Source organism: Variovorax sp. CF313 (assembly GCF_000282635.1).
GTDB lineage: Bacteria > Pseudomonadota > Gammaproteobacteria > Burkholderiales > Burkholderiaceae_C > Variovorax.
On sequence record NZ_AKIW01000045.1, the window covers coordinates 38,775 to 53,168 of the forward strand.

Below are 14,394 nucleotides of genomic sequence, written 5' to 3' on the forward strand. Positions count from 1 at the left end.
TGATGCTGCCAACGGACAGATAGACAGACAAAAGCAACCTCGCAGCATTCACCGCAAAATGACCTCGAACTCCGGATCCACAGCCTTGCGGGATGCCCGCCGTATCGTCGTCAAGGTGGGCTCCAGCCTCGTGACCAACGAGGGGCGCGGCCTCGACGAGGCAGCCATCGGCGAATGGTGCCGGCAACTGGCCGCGCTGGTGCGCGAGGGTCGCGAGGTCGTCATGGTGTCGAGCGGAGCGATCGCCGAAGGCATGAAGCGTCTCGGCTGGCGAACCCGGCCGCACGAGGTCCATGAACTGCAGGCCGCCGCGGCTGTGGGGCAGATGGGCCTGGCCCAGATGTACGAAACCAAGCTGCGCGAAAACGAGATAGGCAGTGCGCAGGTGCTGCTGACCCATGCCGACCTGGCCGATCGCGAGCGCTACCTCAATGCCCGTTCGACGCTGGTCACGCTGCTCAAGCTGGGCGTGGTGCCGGTCATCAACGAGAACGACACCGTCGTCAACGACGAGATCAAGTTCGGCGACAACGACACGCTCGGCGCGCTCGTGGCGAACCTCGTCGAGGCCGACGCACTGGTCATCCTCACGGACCAGAAGGGCCTGTACACGGCCGACCCGCGCAAGGACGCCGACGCGAAGTTCGTGCACGAAGCCGCCGCCGGCGACCCGGCGCTCGAGGCCATGGCGGGCGGCGCCGGCTCCAGCATCGGCCGCGGCGGAATGATCACCAAGATTCTTGCGGCCAAGCGCGCGGCCGGCTCGGGCGCCTCCACCGTCATCGCCTGGGGGCGCGAGTCCGATGCCCTGCTGCGCCTGGCACGAGGCGAGTCCATCGGTACGCTGCTGGTGGCGCAGACAGCCAAGCACCAGGCCCGCAAGCGCTGGATGGCCGATCACCTGCAACTGCGCGGCGCCGTCGTTGTCGACGCGGGCGCTGCCGCCAAGGTGCGGACCGAAGGCAAGAGCCTGCTGCCGATCGGCATGACCAGCGTCTCGGGCGAGTTCTCGCGCGGCGACGTGATTGCGGTGCGCGACGTCGATGGCGTCGAACTGGCCCGGGGCCTGGCCAACTATTCGAGCGTGGAAGCGCGCCTGCTGTGCCGCAAGCCCTCGAGCGAATTCGAGCGCCTGCTGGGCTATGTCGCGGAACCGGAGATGGTCCATCGCGACAACATGGTGCTGATGCCCAACTGATGAAAACAACAACGGGGCGCAAAGCCCCGTTGATGGATTGACTACTGCACTTCCCGTATCGGGTTGCGTATGTTCTGGACCATTTCCCCGATCGAGGCGCGAGGCGCATTGCCGCGGCACAGGGCCTGGCGCGACAGCGCCCGGGTGTAGCTCGAATTCAGGTCGTTCAGGCGCTTCCACTCGGGCTTGGCGACGTCTTGCCAGGCGCCGTTGTTGTAGCGCGCATAGCTCTTCATTTCCGCGGTCGAGCAGCGCACGCCTTCATAGAAGGCATTGACGGCGCCGCCATTGCGGTTGTGCGCCACCACCACGTAGCGCACGATGCCGTCGCCCGTGATCGCGATCGTGTTCGGGTCGATGCCGAACTTCAAGCTCATGTACGGCGGCATTTCAATCGGCAGCAGGCGGCTTTCGCTGAAGGCCGGCGGTGGGGGCGTTGCGGTTTCCTCCCACTCCTTGTCCGTCTCGTAGCGCTTGGGCGGCAGCGGCATGCCCCCCTGGGCCCAGTCGGGATTGTCCGTGTCGTGCGGTCCCGAGGCGCATCCCGCAAGGATGCCGAAGCAGGCCAGAAGAAGGACGCGTTCAGCGTTGCGTCGGAAGGAACGGCGCTTTGTTGTCGTGGACAGGAGGTTCATCGCTCGCAGAAGGAATGTCGGGATGCGGATCGAAACTGCCGCCGGGCGGCAGGTCCAGTCCGGGAGGCGCCCCGGCGTCCAGCGAATGGCGCTCGAATTCTCGGGCGCGCACGTTGCTGCGCAGGAAGCGGTTGCGGAAATCCTGCCGTGGCAGGTAGCGAGCAAGCTCGGTCAGCGCCATCTCATAGACGCCGCGCTTGAACTCGACGACCACGTCGAGCGGCACCCAGTAGTCATGCCAGCGCCAGGCGTCGAATTCGGGATGGTCGGTGGCACGCAGGTTGAGATCCCAGTCGTGGCCGGTGAGTTGCAGCAAATACCAGATTTGTTTCTGGCCCTTGTAGTGGCCCCGTGCGTCACGGCGGATGAACCGATCCGGCACCTCGTAGCGCAACCAGTCGCGGGTACGGGCCACGATGCGCACATGCTCCGGATGGAGCCCCACTTCCTCGTGCAGTTCCCGGAACATGGCTTGCTCGGGACTTTCGCCGCGGTCGATGCCGCCTTGCGGGAACTGCCAGGAATGCGTGCGTATGCGTTTGCCCCAGAAAACCTGGTTTCTCTGGTTGAGCAGGATGATGCCGACGTTGGGCCTGAAGCCGTCCCGGTCGAGCATAATCAAACCCCAATTTTTGAACTGAGTCGATTATGCATGCCGGGTTGCCGTCGGCAAGCTGCCGATGCCAGGCTCTCAGGGTCTCTCCGGGGGAGCAGTCCCCCACTTCCAAACTTCGAATCCAGCGAATCCATCACCGCAATCCCGATGAAAGCTTCCCGATTTTTTGTCTCCACCCTCAAGGAAGCGCCCGCTGACGCCGAGGTCGCGAGCCACCGGCTCATGATGCGCGCCGGCATGATCAAGAAGCTCGGCACGGGCATCTACACCTACATGCCCATGGGACTGCGCGTGATCCGCAAGGTCGAAGCCATCGTGCGCGAGGAGATGAACCGCGCCGGCGCCGTCGAGATGACGATGCCCGTGGTGCAGCCTGCCGAGTTCTGGCAGGAGACCGGCCGCTTCGAGAAGATGGGCCCCGAGCTGCTGCGCATCAAGGACCGGCACGACCGCGACTTCGTGATCCAGCCGACCAGCGAAGAGGTGGTGACGGACATCGCGCGCCAGGAAATCCGCAGCTACAAGCAGCTGCCGAAGAATTTCTACCAGATCCAGACCAAGTTCCGCGACGAGCGCCGCCCGCGCTTCGGCCTGATGCGCGGGCGCGAATTCATCATGAAGGACGCCTACAGCTTCGACCGCGACCTCGACGCGGCCAAGGCCAGCTACCAGGTCATGGCGCAGGCCTACCGCAACATCTTCGACCGCTTCGGCCTGCGCTATCGCGCCGTGGCGGCCGACAGCGGCGCCATCGGCGGGGACCTGAGCGAAGAGTTCCAGGTGATCGCCGCCACGGGCGAGGACGCCATCGTCTACTGCCCCGACAGCAATTACGCCGCCAACATGGAAAAGGCCGAGGCCCTGGCCCCGGCCGGCCCGCGCCCTGCCGCCGCCAAGGCGCTCGAGAAGACGCCCACTCCGGGCAAGGCCACCTGCGAAGACGTTGCAGTGCTGCTCGGCGTGCCGCTGTCGATCACGGTCAAGTCGCTCGTGCTGGCCACCGACATTGTCGACGACGCAGGCAACCCCAAGGGCTCGCAGGTCTGGCTGCTGCTGCTGCGCGGCGACCACGAGATGAACGAGATCAAGGTCGGCAAGCTGCCAGGCCTGGACAAGGGCTTTCGCTTCGCGACCCTGGCCGAGATCGACGAGCACTTCGGCTGCAAGCCGGGCTACCTTGGCCCGCTGAACCTCAAGAAGCCCGTCAGGATGGTGGCCGACCGCGAGGTGGCCGTGATGGCCGACTGGATCACGGGCGCCAACGAGATCGACTTCCACATGACCGGCGTCAACTGGGGCCGCGACCTGCCCGAGCCCGACCTGGTCGCCGATCTGCGCAACGTGGTCGCCGGCGACGCCTCGCCCGACGGCAAGGGCGTGCTGGCCATCGAGCGCGGCATCGAGGTCGGCCACGTGTTCGTGCTCGGCACCAAGTACAGCAAGGACATGAACGCCACCTACCTCGACGAAGGTGGCAAGCCGCAGTTCCTCGAGATGGGCTGCTACGGCATCGGCATCACGCGCCTGCCGGCGGCGGCCATCGAACAGAACCACGACGAGCGCGGCATCATCTGGCCCGACGCGCTGGCACCGTTCACGGTGGTGGTCTGCCCGATCGGCATGGACCGCAGCCCTGAGGTCAAGGTGGCCGCCGAAGCGCTGTATGAGCAACTGCTCGCTGCCGGCGTCGACGTGCTGCTCGACGACCGCGGCGAGCGCCCCGGCGCGATGTTCGCCGACTGGGAGCTCATCGGCGTGCCGCACCGCGTAGTGATCTCGGACCGCGGTCTGAAGGAAGGCCAGCTCGAATACCAGCACCGCCGTGACACGGCGGCCACCAAGGTGCCTGCGGCCGGCATTGCGGAGTTCATCACCGGCAAGCTCGCAAAATGAGCGTGGAGGGCGGCCTCTCGCGACGCCAGTGCCTGGGCGGCGCCGTGACGGCAAGCGCCCTCGCCATGCTGTCGCTGCCACAGACCGCCCTGGCCGGTGCGCAGATCGAGGAGCCGCTGATCGACTCGGTGCGCACTGCGCTCAGCTCGGCCATCCACAACAAGGCACCGCCGGTGCCCCAGTTCGCGAACACCGAGGCCCGGCTCGCCTACCTGCGCTGGTTGGGCGAGATGAGCGAGCGGCTGCGCAAGAAGGTTGCCGACGCGCCATCGCGCATCGAATTCCTGCAGACCGCCTGGTACGAAGCCAAGCGCTCGGGGCTCGACGTGAGCCTGGTGCTCGGGCTCGTCCAGGTCGAGAGCAATTTCCGCAAGTTCGCGGTGTCGAGCGCCGGTGCGCGTGGCTACATGCAGGTCATGCCGTTCTGGACGCGCGTGATCGGCGACGCCGACCCGGCCAAGCTGTTTCACATGCAGACCAACCTGCGCTTCGGCTGCGTCATTCTTCGCCACTACCTCGACCGCGAGAACGGCGACCTGTACATGACGCTGGGTCGCTACAACGGCAGCCGCGGCAAGTCGCCGTACCCGAACGCGGTATTTGCCAACCAGCGGCTCTGGGTGTTCAACGACAGGGAGCGCGAGCGCGAGAAGGACCCCGCCTCCGCAGGCTGAGCCTCCGTCAGCCGGCCGGCGCCTTGGCGGTGGCCGAGCCCTTCGTGACCATCACCTGGTCGATGCGGTAGCTGTCCACGTCCATCACCTCGAAGGTGTAGCCGCCCCAGGTCACGCTGTCGGTGCGCTTGGGTACGCGGCGCAGCATCACCATCAGGAAGCCGGCCAGCGTCTCGTACTCCTCCGAGTGAGGCAGTTCGTCGATGTGCAGTGCGCGCTGCACGTCCTGGATGGGCGTGATGCCATCGATCAGCCACGAGTTCTCGTCGCGCTGCACGATCTGCTCCTCGTCGGGCATGGAGACGAGGTCGCCCATCACCGTGCTCATCACGTCGTTGAGCGTGATCACGCCCACCACGAGGCTGTATTCGTTGACGATGATCGCGAAGTCCTCGTGCGCCTGCTGGAACTGTTCGAGCACCTCGGTGAGCGACAGGCGATCGGGAATCACCAGCGCCTTGTGCAGCGGCAGGCCCTGGTCGAAGGCCAGCGGCTGGCCGCTCAGCACACGCTGGAACATGTCCTTGGCATCGACGTAGCCGAGCACGTGGTCGATGTCGCCGTCGCACACCGGATACGCCGAGTAGGGCTCGGCCACGATGCGCGCACGCAGCACCGTCTCGGGGTCGTCGTGCAGGAACCAGGCGATGCTGTCGCGCGCCGTCATCACGCTGCTGACCAGGCGCGTCTCCAGTTCGAACACGTTGGCGATCACCTGTTGCTCGCGCACCGCGAGCACGCCGGCCCGTGCGCCGGCCTCGGTCATCGCGAGGATGTCGGCCGAGGTGATCTTGTCGTCGCGCGCCATCGGCATGCCGAGCACTTTGAAAAGCAGGTCGGTGCAGCGCGTGAAGAACCACACCAGAGGCTTGAAGGTGGTGATCAGCACCTGCATCGGCCCGACCATGCGCACCGCCAACTGCTCGGGGTTGCTCATGCCCAGCCGCTTGGGGAACAGGTCGGCGAACACCAGGAACACCGCGATGATGATGACGAACGAGCACAGGAAGGCCGCGTTGGCGGAGGCCTCGACGCTCAGCCATTTCTCGAAGAACACCGCGAAGTAGGGGCTGAGCGAGCCCTCGCCGACCACGCCGCCGAGGATCGCCACCGCGTTCAGGCCGATCTGCACCACGGTGAAGTAGTGGCCGGGTTGCTCCTGCACGCGCAGCACCTTCTCGGCCCGGGGGTCGCCCTCGTCGGCCATCTGGCGCAGGCGCAGGCGGCGCGAGGCGGCCAGGGTGATTTCGGCAAGTGAGAAGAACGCGCTCATCGCGATCAGCATGGCGATGATGAGCAGGCTTTGGGTCAGGGTCATGGTGGCACGTCGAAGACGGCCACCATGGTGCCATGACTCTACACCCGAAAAGTGCTCAGACCCCGCCCTGCGGATGCGTGGGGTCGACCCAGAGTACCGATTCGGGCTTTTCGACGGGTTCGATGTCGAGGTTGACCGCCACCGCTTCGCCATCGCTGCGGCACAGCACGCATTCGAGCGTCTCGGTCGCGCTGGCGTTGATCTCCTGGTGCGGCACGTAGGGCGGCACGTAGATGAAGTCGCCCGGTCCGGCCTCGGCCGTGAACTCGAGCTTTTCCCCCCAGCGCATGCGGGCCCGGCCGCGCACGACGTAGATCACCGATTCGAGATGCCCATGGTGATGGGCGCCGGTCTTGGCGTCGGCGTGGATGGTCACGGTGCCGGCCCAGAGCTTCTGCGCGCCCACGCGGGCGAAGTTGATGGCCGCTGCCCGGTTCATGCCGGGCGTCTGGGCGGTGTTGGCGTCGAGCTGGTTGGCCGCGATCACGCGCACGCCATCGTGCTTCCAGGCCGACTCGCCTTCTTCATGCGAATGGCCGTGATCCGCGTGATCGTGGCTCATTGCGGGTCCCGTGGAATCAGGCTGCGCCGCCGCCGATGACCTGCTGCAGTTCGCCTGATTCGTACATCTCCATCATGATGTCCGAGCCGCCGACGAACTCGCCCTTCACGTAGAGCTGCGGAATCGTGGGCCAGTTGCTGTATTCCTTGATGCCCTGGCGGATGCCGTCGTCTTCGAGCACGTTGACGGTCTTGAGCGTTCGGGTGTCGACGCCGACCGCCTTCAGGATCTGGATCGCGCGGCCCGAGAAGCCGCACATCGGGAAGCTGGCGTTGCCCTTCATGAAGAGCACGAGGTCGTTGGTTTTGACGAGGTCGTCGATGCGTTGCTGGGCGTCGGACATGGGGACTCCTGAAAAGTGGGCTGGGGGGATTATTTCACCGTGCGCCAGATTCCGCCGGAGCAGCGCTGGATGCCGGCGAGGTCGTCGCGGCTTTGCACTTCGGCGAAACCGCGCGCGGCGAGCAGTTGACGCACGGCCGCGGCCTGGTCGTGGCCGTGTTCGAGCAGCAGCCAGCCGCCTTCGGCGAGGTGGCCGGGAGCGTTCTGCACGATCTGGCGGATGTCGTCGAGGCCGTCGGCGCCCGCGACCAATGCGGAAACGGGTTCGTGGCGCAGGGCGGGCAGGTGCGGGTCGCCGGCGGCGATGTACGGCGGGTTGCTCGCGATCACCGTGTAGCCGCTGCCGGCGCCGTCGAGCCAGTTCGCTTCGGTGAAGCACACCGGCAGGCCGAGGCGCTGCGCGTTGGCCTGGGCGACCGCCAATGCGTCGGCGCTGGCGTCGACCGCGTCGACTTGTGCATCGCGGCGGGCATGTTGCAGGGCCAGTGCGATCGCACCGCTGCCCGTGCCGAGATCAAGCACGCGCGGGGCGACACGGCCTTCGAGGCACTGCAGCGCCCATTCGACCAGCGCCTCGGTGTCGGGCCGCGGCACCAGCACGCGTGGGTCGACGTGCAGGGCGAGGCCGTGGAACTCCTTCTCGCCGAGCAGATACGCGACCGGCTCGCCCGCGAGGCGGCGCGACAACTGCGCGCAGAGCGCGGCCCACGCCGCGTCGGGCATCGCATCGGTGTCGTGCGCCAGCAGCCAGGCGCGGTCATGCGGCGCCCGGCCCAGCGCGTGCAGCAGCAGCAACTGCGCGTCGAGCCGCTCCACGCCCAGCGCGACGGCCGCGGCCAGTGCCTGCGCCACGGTGGACGGCTTCGGGTCGTCGGCGGTCATCACGCTGGCAGGCTCGATTCCAGCTCGGCCAGCTGTTCGGCCTCACGCGCGGCGCGCAGCGCGTCGAGCACGTCGCCAAGGTCGCCTTCCATGATCGCGAGCAGCTTGTAGAGCGTGAGGTTGATGCGGTGGTCGGTGAGCCGGCCCTGCGGAAAGTTGTAGGTGCGGATGCGGTCCGAGCGGTCGCCGCTGCCGATCAGGCCCTTGCGCATGGCCGCGTCCTTGGCCGCTCGCTCGCTGCGGTCCTTCTCCTGGATGCGCGCCGACAGCACCTGCAGCGCCTTCGCCTTGTTGCGGTGCTGGCTGCGGTCGTCCTGGCACTCGGCCACGATGCCGGTCGGGATGTGCGTGATGCGCACGGCCGAGTCGGTCTTGTTGATGTGCTGTCCGCCCGCGCCGCTTGCGCGGTAGGTGTCGATGCGCAGGTCGGCCGGGTTGATCTGCACGGCCACGGTTTCGTCGGGCTCGGCCAGCACGGCGACCGTGCAGGCGCTGGTGTGGATGCGGCCTTGCGTTTCGGTCGCCGGCACGCGCTGAACGCGGTGGCCGCCCGACTCGAAGCGCAGGTGGCCGAACACCTCGTCGCCGACGATGCGGATCACCACTTCCTTGTAGCCGCCGAGCTCGCTTTCGCTCTCGCTCACCACCTCGCAGCGCCAGCCGGCGCGCTCGCAGTAGCGCGTGTACATGCGCAGCAGGTCGCCCGCGAACAGGGCCGATTCGTCGCCGCCGGTACCGGCGCGGATTTCGAGGAAGGCGTTGCGCGCGTCGTCGGGGTCCTTCGGCAGCAGCAGGCGCTGCAGTTCTTCTTCGAGCTGCACCAGCTCGGCTTCGGCGCCCGCGATTTCTTCCTTTGCCATCTCGGCCATGTCGGGGTCGTCGAGCATCTCCCTGGCACCGGCGATGTCGGCCTCGCGCTGCCTGTAGCGCTCGTAGCGGCCGGCGATCTGCGTGACTTCGGCATGCTCGCGCGAGATGGTGCGGTACTGCGCCATGTCGCTCATGATGTCTTCGCGCGAGAGCAGGAAGTCGAGCTCGCCGAGGCGTTGGGCGTAGCGTTCGAGTTGGTGGCGCAGAAAGGATTTCACGGAGGAACGGGACTCGAAAAATATGGAGGTGCTGCCGCAAAAGGGCAGCGCGCATGAAGACCGCGGCCGATCGGGCCTGGCGACGACGAGCGTCGCTAACGCTCTTTGCGCAGGAACAGGCGCGAGATGGCCTGCGCCGTCTGCTCGCGCGAGGCAGCATCGCCCGCGTGCAGTTCGGCCATGGCGCCGTGCATGATCTTCTGCGTGAGCCCGCGCGACATGGCCTCGAGCACGGCATCGACCGATTCGCCCCTGGCCAGCAGCTTGCGTGCGCGCGCCATCTCGGCGGCACGCCATTCGTCGGCCTGCGCATTGAGCTGCTGGATCAGCGGCACGGTGCCGCGCTGGCCCAGCCAGTGCATGAAGCTCTGCACGCCGGCGTCGATGATGACTTCGGCCTGCGCGACAGCCGCCTGGCGGTTGGCCTGGCCCTGTTGCACGACCTGTGCGAGGTCGTCGACGGTGTAGAGGTAGATGTCCTCGAGCGCCTTCACTTCGGGCTCGATGTCGCGCGGCACGGCCAGGTCGACCATGAACATCGGGCGGTGCTTGCGTGCCTTGAGCGCGCGCTCCACGGCGCCCAGGCCGATGATCGGCAGCGTGCTCGCCGTGCAGCTCACGATGATGTCGAACTCGGCGAGTCGCGCCGGCAGGTCGGCCAGGCGCATCGCTTCGGCGCCGAAGCGCGAAGCCAGTTTTTCGCCGCGCTCGAGCGTGCGGTTGGCAATGGCGATCGACCTGGGTTCCTTGGCTGCGAAGTGCGTGGCCGCGAGGTCGATCATCTCGCCCGCGCCGACGAACAGCACGCGCGTTTGATGAAGGTCTTCGAAGAGCTGGCCAGCGAGCCGGACCGCCGCGGCGGCCATGCTGATGGAGTGCGCGCCGATCTCGGTGGCGGTGCGGACTTCCTTCGCCACCGCGAAAGAGCGCTGGAACAGCTGGTTCAGCGTGCTGCCGAGCGCGCCGGCGGTTTCGGCCGCGCGCACGGCATCTTTCATCTGGCCGAGGATCTGAGCTTCGCCGAGCACCATCGAGTCGAGCCCGCTGGCCACGCGGAAGGCATGGCGGGCGGCTTCGTCGTCCTGAAGCGTGTAGGCGTGCGATCGCAGCAGGGCCGGGGCCACGCCGCCGCTTTGCGCCAGCCAGCCGAAGGTGTGGTCGAGTGCGGCCTGTTCCGAGGCGCAATAGATCTCGGTGCGATTGCAGGTGGAGATGATCGCGGCCTCGACCTGGGGGTGGCGGCCGGAGGCAAAGGAACTGCGCAGGCTCTGCAGCGTGGGGGCGATTTGGTCGAGCGCGAACGCGAAACGACCGCGCAGGTCGAGCGGCGCGGTCGTGTGGTTCAAGCCGAGAGCCCAGACTGACATGGCCGTGATTATAAAATCAGCAGCCGCATGAGCCTTGCGGAGGGACAAATGGCTTTCCCTATGACAGCCATATCCTTCGCCGCATGTCCCGGCGCACGCGCAATTCCCTCCGATGGACCTGCTGGCCCTCCTCGATCACCTGTTCAATTTCGTCGCTCCGGCGGCCTTCCTGGCCCTGGTGCTGGCTCTTGCCGGCCGGTTCCTGGGCGGCGGGCGCGCCGGCGTCCCGCGCTGGTGGGTGCAGTGGGCGCTGACCTTTGCCGTGGGTGTCGGCGTGTCGGTGATCGGCCTCGTGGTGTTCGGGCGCGACGGGATGATGGCGACCTACGCTGCGCTTGTGGTGGCCTGCGGCACCGTCCAGTGGCTGGCGATGCGCGGCTGGCGCCGATAGGGCCGATCGACTCCGGGCTGCGGCGGCGTGCACCGCGGCGCCGCCGCCGCAGCGAGGCTCAGGTCGGCATGCCGGGGATCGGCGAGTTGGACGTCGCGGGTGCCGGCGCCGCCGCGGCCGGCTCGGAGGGCGCCATCATGAAGGTGGTCGGCGTCGCCATCGGCAACGCGGCTTTCCTGAGCTCGTCGAGGATCACGAACAGCAGGTCGCTGCGCACGCCGCCCGCGAGCCGGGGGCTCGCCACATAGGCGATCGCCTGGAAGATCAGCAGCCCGTTCTCGATACCCTCGAGCGTGAGCGACGGCGCCGGCGTTTCCAGCACGCCTTCGTGCCCCCTGCAGGCCGCGAGGATCAGATCGCGCACGCGCTGCGCGTCGGTGGTCAGCGGCATCGGCAGGCGGATCAGCACGCGGCCCTCGGCATTGGCCAGCGTCATGTTGCGAACCGTCTTGGTGATGAACTCCGAGTTCGGCACGATGAGTGTCGAACGGTCGCCAAGCTGGATCTCGGTGGCGCGCACGTTGATGCGCCGCACGTCGCCCTCGGCCGTGCCCAGTACCACCCAGTCGCCCACCTTCACCGGCTGCTCCGCCAGCAGGATCAGCCCGGAGATGAAGTTCTGCACGATCGCCTGCAGCCCGAAGCCGATGCCCACCGACAGCGCGCTCGCCACCCACGCGATGCGCTCGATGCCGATGCCCAGCGCCGACAGGGAGAACGCAATCACCATGATGCCGCCCACGTAGCCCAGCAGCGTGGTGATCGAGTTCTGCATGCCCGGCTCGAACTGCGTGTTCGGCAGGTAGCTGCGCGTGAGCCAGCGCTTGAAGATGCGCAGGACGATGAAGCCCAACACCGCCACCGCCACCGCGCTCAGGATCGCGCCCGGCACCAGCTGGAATTCGCCCACCTTCACGCCGGTGCCGAGCTTGCCGCTGCGCTGGAACACTTCGCTCGGAGATGTGCCCAGCGGCGCGGCCAGCGCGATCAGCATGTAGACGAACAGCGCCACGCGGCTGATGCCCGACAGCACCGTGGCCGCCTGGTCCAGCGTCTGCGGTGCGAGGCTGAAGCTCTTCTGCAGCTTCTGGCCGAAGGTGCTGCGCGAGGCGACGCTGGCCATGAACACGTCGTCGGCGAACTTGAACAGCACGTAGAAGGCAGCGGCCACGATGCCGCTCCAGGTCAGCTGCGAGGCCAGGAAGCTGCCCAGCGCCACGTAGCCCAGCGCCACCAGCACCCAGATGGCGATCATCAGCATGCCGATCAGCGCCACCAGCAGGCCGACCCACATCGGCCGCTCGGGCAGGCCGGCCTCGGGCGCATCGGCGCGCAGCGCCTTGAGCCGGTAGATCACCGTGCCCACCAGGGCCGTCAGCACCAGCGCCGTCAGCACATGCGTGGTCACCACGGCGGCGAAGCTGGCGTCGATCAGCGCATTGATCTCGGCCGGCGTCCAGGCCAGTGCCGCCACCAGCGCCACCAGCCAGGGCAGCGCGGCAAGCCGGCTGGCCGTGGCGTCGGGGATCGGCGGCAGCCGCCACGAGGGGCGCGAAGTGGCCAGCAGCGCGCGGCCCAGGCCGATGACGAAGGCCATGAAGGTCAGCGCCTGCGCCGCCGATTGCAGCGCCTTGCGCGCCTGCGGGTCCCAGGTGCCGTAGGTCTTGAGCACTTCCACGAAGCCGTGCGCGGCTACCGCCACCAGCAGCACGTGGCTCGCGACGATGGCGATCACCAGCAACGAGCGGCGCAGCCTGCCGGCCGGCAGCACCCGCATGGAGAGCCGCGCCAGCAGGTGCTCGGCACCCCAGACGCCCAGGAAGGCCAACAGCAGCGCGCCTATCAGCGCGGCGATCACCGCCGTGCGCGATGCGGGTGCCAGCGCCTGTTCGATGCCGTCGCCGAGGGCCGTGCCCATGGCCTGCAGCCGCGCCAGGTCGTCGGGCCAGGCCTCCTGCAGGTCGTTCCAGAAGGCCTCGGTGAGCGGCGAGGCCGCGCGCTCGGTGAGCTGGGCCTCGAACAGTGCGCGGCGCTGCGTGACCAGGTCGGCGCCGCGCTGGCGCACGTCGATGGACAGAAGCTTCGCAAGCCGGATGTCGGCGTCGAGCGCGTTGCGCTCCTTCGTCAGCTGCGCGCGCTGGCGCGTGATGCCGGGGTCTTCGGTGCTGCCGGCAGCGGGCGGGTTGCCGAGCTCGCCCAGGCGTGCGTTGAGGTCTGCGAGGTCGCCGGTGCGCGCGGCGACGAATTTGTCCGCCTGCGCGCCGATGTCGTTGATCTGCCCGATCTGCTTGCGCGGGTCGTCCTCGGCGTCGCCGCCCTTGCCCGGGTCGGCGGTGAGCTTGTTGAATTGCGCCCGCAGTTCAGCCACGGTGGGCGCGGGGGCTGCCGCGGCGGCGGTGTTGGCGCTGTTGTTGGGATTGCCGGTGCCGGCGTTCATGCTGGCATCGGGCTGCGCGAACGCGCCGCACACCGACAGGGCCAGCAGGATGGCGAGGCCGAAGCCCGCCAGGCGAGAGGTCCGATTCATGGCCGCATCATAGAAGCGGCCATGAGGTAAGAGCCTGTAAGAAACGTGCGCCTCAGCCGGCCGGGCTGAACAGGTCGACCCGGTCGGTGATGATGCCGTCGGTACCCAGGCCGATCAGCCGCTGCGCCGCCCATTCGTCGTTCACCGTGTAGCTCAGCGCGCGCATGCCGGCGCCGTGCACCTGCGCGACTACTGCGGCGTCCCACAGCGCGTGATTGCAGACGATGGCCACGCAACCCAACTGTTGCGCGGCTTCGAGCCAGCCGTTCCACAGCGTGTCGAGCAGCAGACCGCGCGGCAGCTCTGGCTGCACCGCTTGCGCGCCTTTCAGCGATTCGACCTGGAAGGACGTGAGCAGCGGCGGTACGGCCGCGCCTTGCCACAGGCGCGCAGCCTCACGCGCCACCACCTCGCCGGTTTCGCGCTCGACGCCCGGCGTCGGCTTGATCTCGATGTTCAGCAGGTGGCCGTTCGCCAGGCAGTAGCGCGCGAGGTTCTCCAGCGTGGGCAGCGGTTCGCCCGCATGGGCGCGTGAGTGCCAGCTGCCCGCATCGAGCTGCGCCAGCGCGCTCCAGGGCTGGGCGCCGCCGGTGCCGTGGCCGCTGGTGGTGCGGTCCAGTGTGGCGTCGTGCATCAGGAAGGGCACGCCGTCGGCGCTGAGCTTGGCGTCGCACTCGAACATGCGGTAGCCGTATGCCGCGCCGAGCCGGAACGCGGCAAGAGTGTTCTCGGGAGCCAGCTTGCCGGCGCCGCGGTGAGCGACCCAGCGGGGGTAGGGCCAGGAATTCATGAGCATTTGCTGAGTTGGCTTTCGGCTTCTTCGTGGGACACCGCGGAACCGGCTTTGCCGGGCCGCTGGTGTCGCCCCCGGTAGGGGTTAGGAGAAGCGACACGAAGTGCG

Annotated in this window: 14 protein-coding genes; 4 read left to right on the plus strand and 10 right to left on the minus strand. The window is 67.7% G+C overall.

Annotated features, from left to right (window positions below; translation table 11 throughout):
- Positions 1-58: 58 nt before the first annotated feature.
- The gene (gene proB / locus PMI12_RS13695) at positions 59-1,198 is read left to right on the plus strand and encodes a glutamate 5-kinase (protein ID WP_042673374.1); all 1,140 of its coding nucleotides are present in this window, start codon (positions 59-61) and stop codon (positions 1,196-1,198) included.
- 41 nt (positions 1,199-1,239) lie between these two features.
- Here the strand turns inward: proB and PMI12_RS13700 are convergent, their stop codons facing one another.
- Both PMI12_RS13700 and PMI12_RS13705 read right to left on the minus strand, forming a co-directional pair.
- Entirely contained in the window at positions 1,240-1,689 is a 450-nt protein-coding gene (locus PMI12_RS13700) for a CNP1-like family protein (protein WP_237726091.1), read from the minus strand.
- A 91-nt stretch (positions 1,690-1,780) separates the two neighbouring features.
- Positions 1,781-2,449: an RNA pyrophosphohydrolase gene (locus PMI12_RS13705; RefSeq protein ID WP_007833253.1), complete on the minus strand. Its 669-nt coding sequence runs from the start codon at positions 2,447-2,449 to the stop codon at positions 1,781-1,783.
- Between the two features lie 147 nt (positions 2,450-2,596).
- On the opposite strand from PMI12_RS13705, the gene PMI12_RS13710 reads away from it, so the two are divergent.
- Both PMI12_RS13710 and PMI12_RS13715 read left to right on the plus strand, forming a co-directional pair.
- A complete protein-coding gene (locus tag PMI12_RS13710; RefSeq protein ID WP_007833255.1) occupies positions 2,597-4,342 on the plus strand; it encodes a proline--tRNA ligase in 1,746 nt (581 codons plus the stop codon).
- Positions 4,339-5,016, plus strand: coding sequence for a lytic transglycosylase domain-containing protein (locus tag PMI12_RS13715; RefSeq protein ID WP_007833257.1), 678 nt, complete (start codon positions 4,339-4,341; stop codon positions 5,014-5,016). The genes PMI12_RS13710 and PMI12_RS13715 overlap by 4 nt, the downstream gene beginning before the upstream one ends.
- A 7-nt stretch (positions 5,017-5,023) precedes the next feature.
- Here PMI12_RS13715 and PMI12_RS13720 read toward each other — a convergent pair whose 3' ends face one another.
- From PMI12_RS13720 to hemA, 6 genes are all read right to left on the minus strand, one after another.
- The gene (locus PMI12_RS13720; RefSeq protein WP_007833260.1) at positions 5,024-6,334 is read right to left on the minus strand and encodes a hemolysin family protein; all 1,311 of its coding nucleotides are present in this window, start codon (positions 6,332-6,334) and stop codon (positions 5,024-5,026) included.
- 55 nt (positions 6,335-6,389) lie between these two features.
- Positions 6,390-6,896, minus strand: coding sequence for a cupin domain-containing protein (locus PMI12_RS13725; RefSeq protein WP_007833262.1), 507 nt, complete (start codon positions 6,894-6,896; stop codon positions 6,390-6,392).
- A gap of 16 nt (positions 6,897-6,912) precedes the next feature.
- Positions 6,913-7,239 carry a Grx4 family monothiol glutaredoxin gene (gene grxD / locus PMI12_RS13730; RefSeq protein ID WP_007833264.1) on the minus strand — a complete coding sequence of 109 codons (327 nt, stop codon included), beginning with the start codon at positions 7,237-7,239 and terminating at the stop codon, positions 6,913-6,915.
- Positions 7,240-7,268: 29 nt separating this feature from the next.
- The gene (prmC, locus tag PMI12_RS13735; protein ID WP_007833266.1) at positions 7,269-8,120 is read right to left on the minus strand and encodes a peptide chain release factor N(5)-glutamine methyltransferase; all 852 of its coding nucleotides are present in this window, start codon (positions 8,118-8,120) and stop codon (positions 7,269-7,271) included.
- Positions 8,120-9,208, minus strand: coding sequence for a peptide chain release factor 1 (prfA, locus tag PMI12_RS13740; RefSeq protein WP_007833268.1), 1,089 nt, complete (start codon positions 9,206-9,208; stop codon positions 8,120-8,122). The genes prmC and prfA overlap by 1 nt, the downstream gene beginning before the upstream one ends.
- Positions 9,209-9,303: 95 nt before the next feature.
- Positions 9,304-10,575 (minus strand): glutamyl-tRNA reductase, encoded by a 1,272-nt coding sequence (gene hemA, locus PMI12_RS13745; RefSeq protein WP_007833271.1) that lies wholly within the window; start codon positions 10,573-10,575, stop codon positions 9,304-9,306.
- Between the two features lie 112 nt (positions 10,576-10,687).
- On the opposite strand from hemA, the gene PMI12_RS13750 reads away from it, so the two are divergent.
- Positions 10,688-10,966, plus strand: a complete 279-nt coding sequence (locus tag PMI12_RS13750) for a hypothetical protein (RefSeq protein WP_007833272.1) — start codon at positions 10,688-10,690, stop codon at positions 10,964-10,966.
- Between the two features lie 58 nt (positions 10,967-11,024).
- Here PMI12_RS13750 and PMI12_RS13755 read toward each other — a convergent pair whose 3' ends face one another.
- A complete protein-coding gene (locus PMI12_RS13755) occupies positions 11,025-13,493 on the minus strand; it encodes a DUF3772 domain-containing protein (RefSeq protein ID WP_007833274.1) in 2,469 nt (822 codons plus the stop codon).
- A 52-nt stretch (positions 13,494-13,545) separates the two neighbouring features.
- Positions 13,546-14,289, minus strand: coding sequence for a glycerophosphodiester phosphodiesterase (gene ugpQ / locus PMI12_RS13760; protein WP_007833276.1), 744 nt, complete (start codon positions 14,287-14,289; stop codon positions 13,546-13,548).
- Positions 14,290-14,394: the final 105 nt, after the last annotated feature.

Excerpts from the sequence above, each read along its gene's own strand:
- PMI12_RS13755 (WP_007833274.1), bottom strand. The coding sequence starts at position 13,493 with ATGAATCGGACCTCTCGCCTGGCGGGCTTCGGCCTCGCCATCCTGCTG.
- PMI12_RS13705 (WP_007833253.1), bottom strand. The coding sequence starts at position 2,449 with ATGCTCGACCGGGACGGCTTCAGGCCCAACGTCGGCATCATCCTGCTC.
- ugpQ (WP_007833276.1), bottom strand. The coding sequence starts at position 14,289 with ATGCTCATGAATTCCTGGCCCTACCCCCGCTGGGTCGCTCACCGCGGC.
- PMI12_RS13725 (WP_007833262.1), bottom strand. The coding sequence starts at position 6,896 with ATGAGCCACGATCACGCGGATCACGGCCATTCGCATGAAGAAGGCGAG.
- PMI12_RS13720 (WP_007833260.1), bottom strand. The coding sequence starts at position 6,334 with ATGACCCTGACCCAAAGCCTGCTCATCATCGCCATGCTGATCGCGATG.
- PMI12_RS13750 (WP_007833272.1), top strand. The coding sequence starts at position 10,688 with ATGGACCTGCTGGCCCTCCTCGATCACCTGTTCAATTTCGTCGCTCCG.
- PMI12_RS13715 (WP_007833257.1), top strand. The coding sequence starts at position 4,339 with ATGAGCGTGGAGGGCGGCCTCTCGCGACGCCAGTGCCTGGGCGGCGCC.
- prmC (WP_007833266.1), bottom strand. The coding sequence starts at position 8,120 with ATGACCGCCGACGACCCGAAGCCGTCCACCGTGGCGCAGGCACTGGCC.
- PMI12_RS13710 (WP_007833255.1), top strand. The coding sequence starts at position 2,597 with ATGAAAGCTTCCCGATTTTTTGTCTCCACCCTCAAGGAAGCGCCCGCT.
- proB (WP_042673374.1), top strand. The coding sequence starts at position 59 with ATGACCTCGAACTCCGGATCCACAGCCTTGCGGGATGCCCGCCGTATC.
- hemA (WP_007833271.1), bottom strand. The coding sequence starts at position 10,575 with ATGTCAGTCTGGGCTCTCGGCTTGAACCACACGACCGCGCCGCTCGAC.
- PMI12_RS13700 (WP_237726091.1), bottom strand. The coding sequence starts at position 1,689 with ATGCCGCTGCCGCCCAAGCGCTACGAGACGGACAAGGAGTGGGAGGAA.
- grxD (WP_007833264.1), bottom strand. The coding sequence starts at position 7,239 with ATGTCCGACGCCCAGCAACGCATCGACGACCTCGTCAAAACCAACGAC.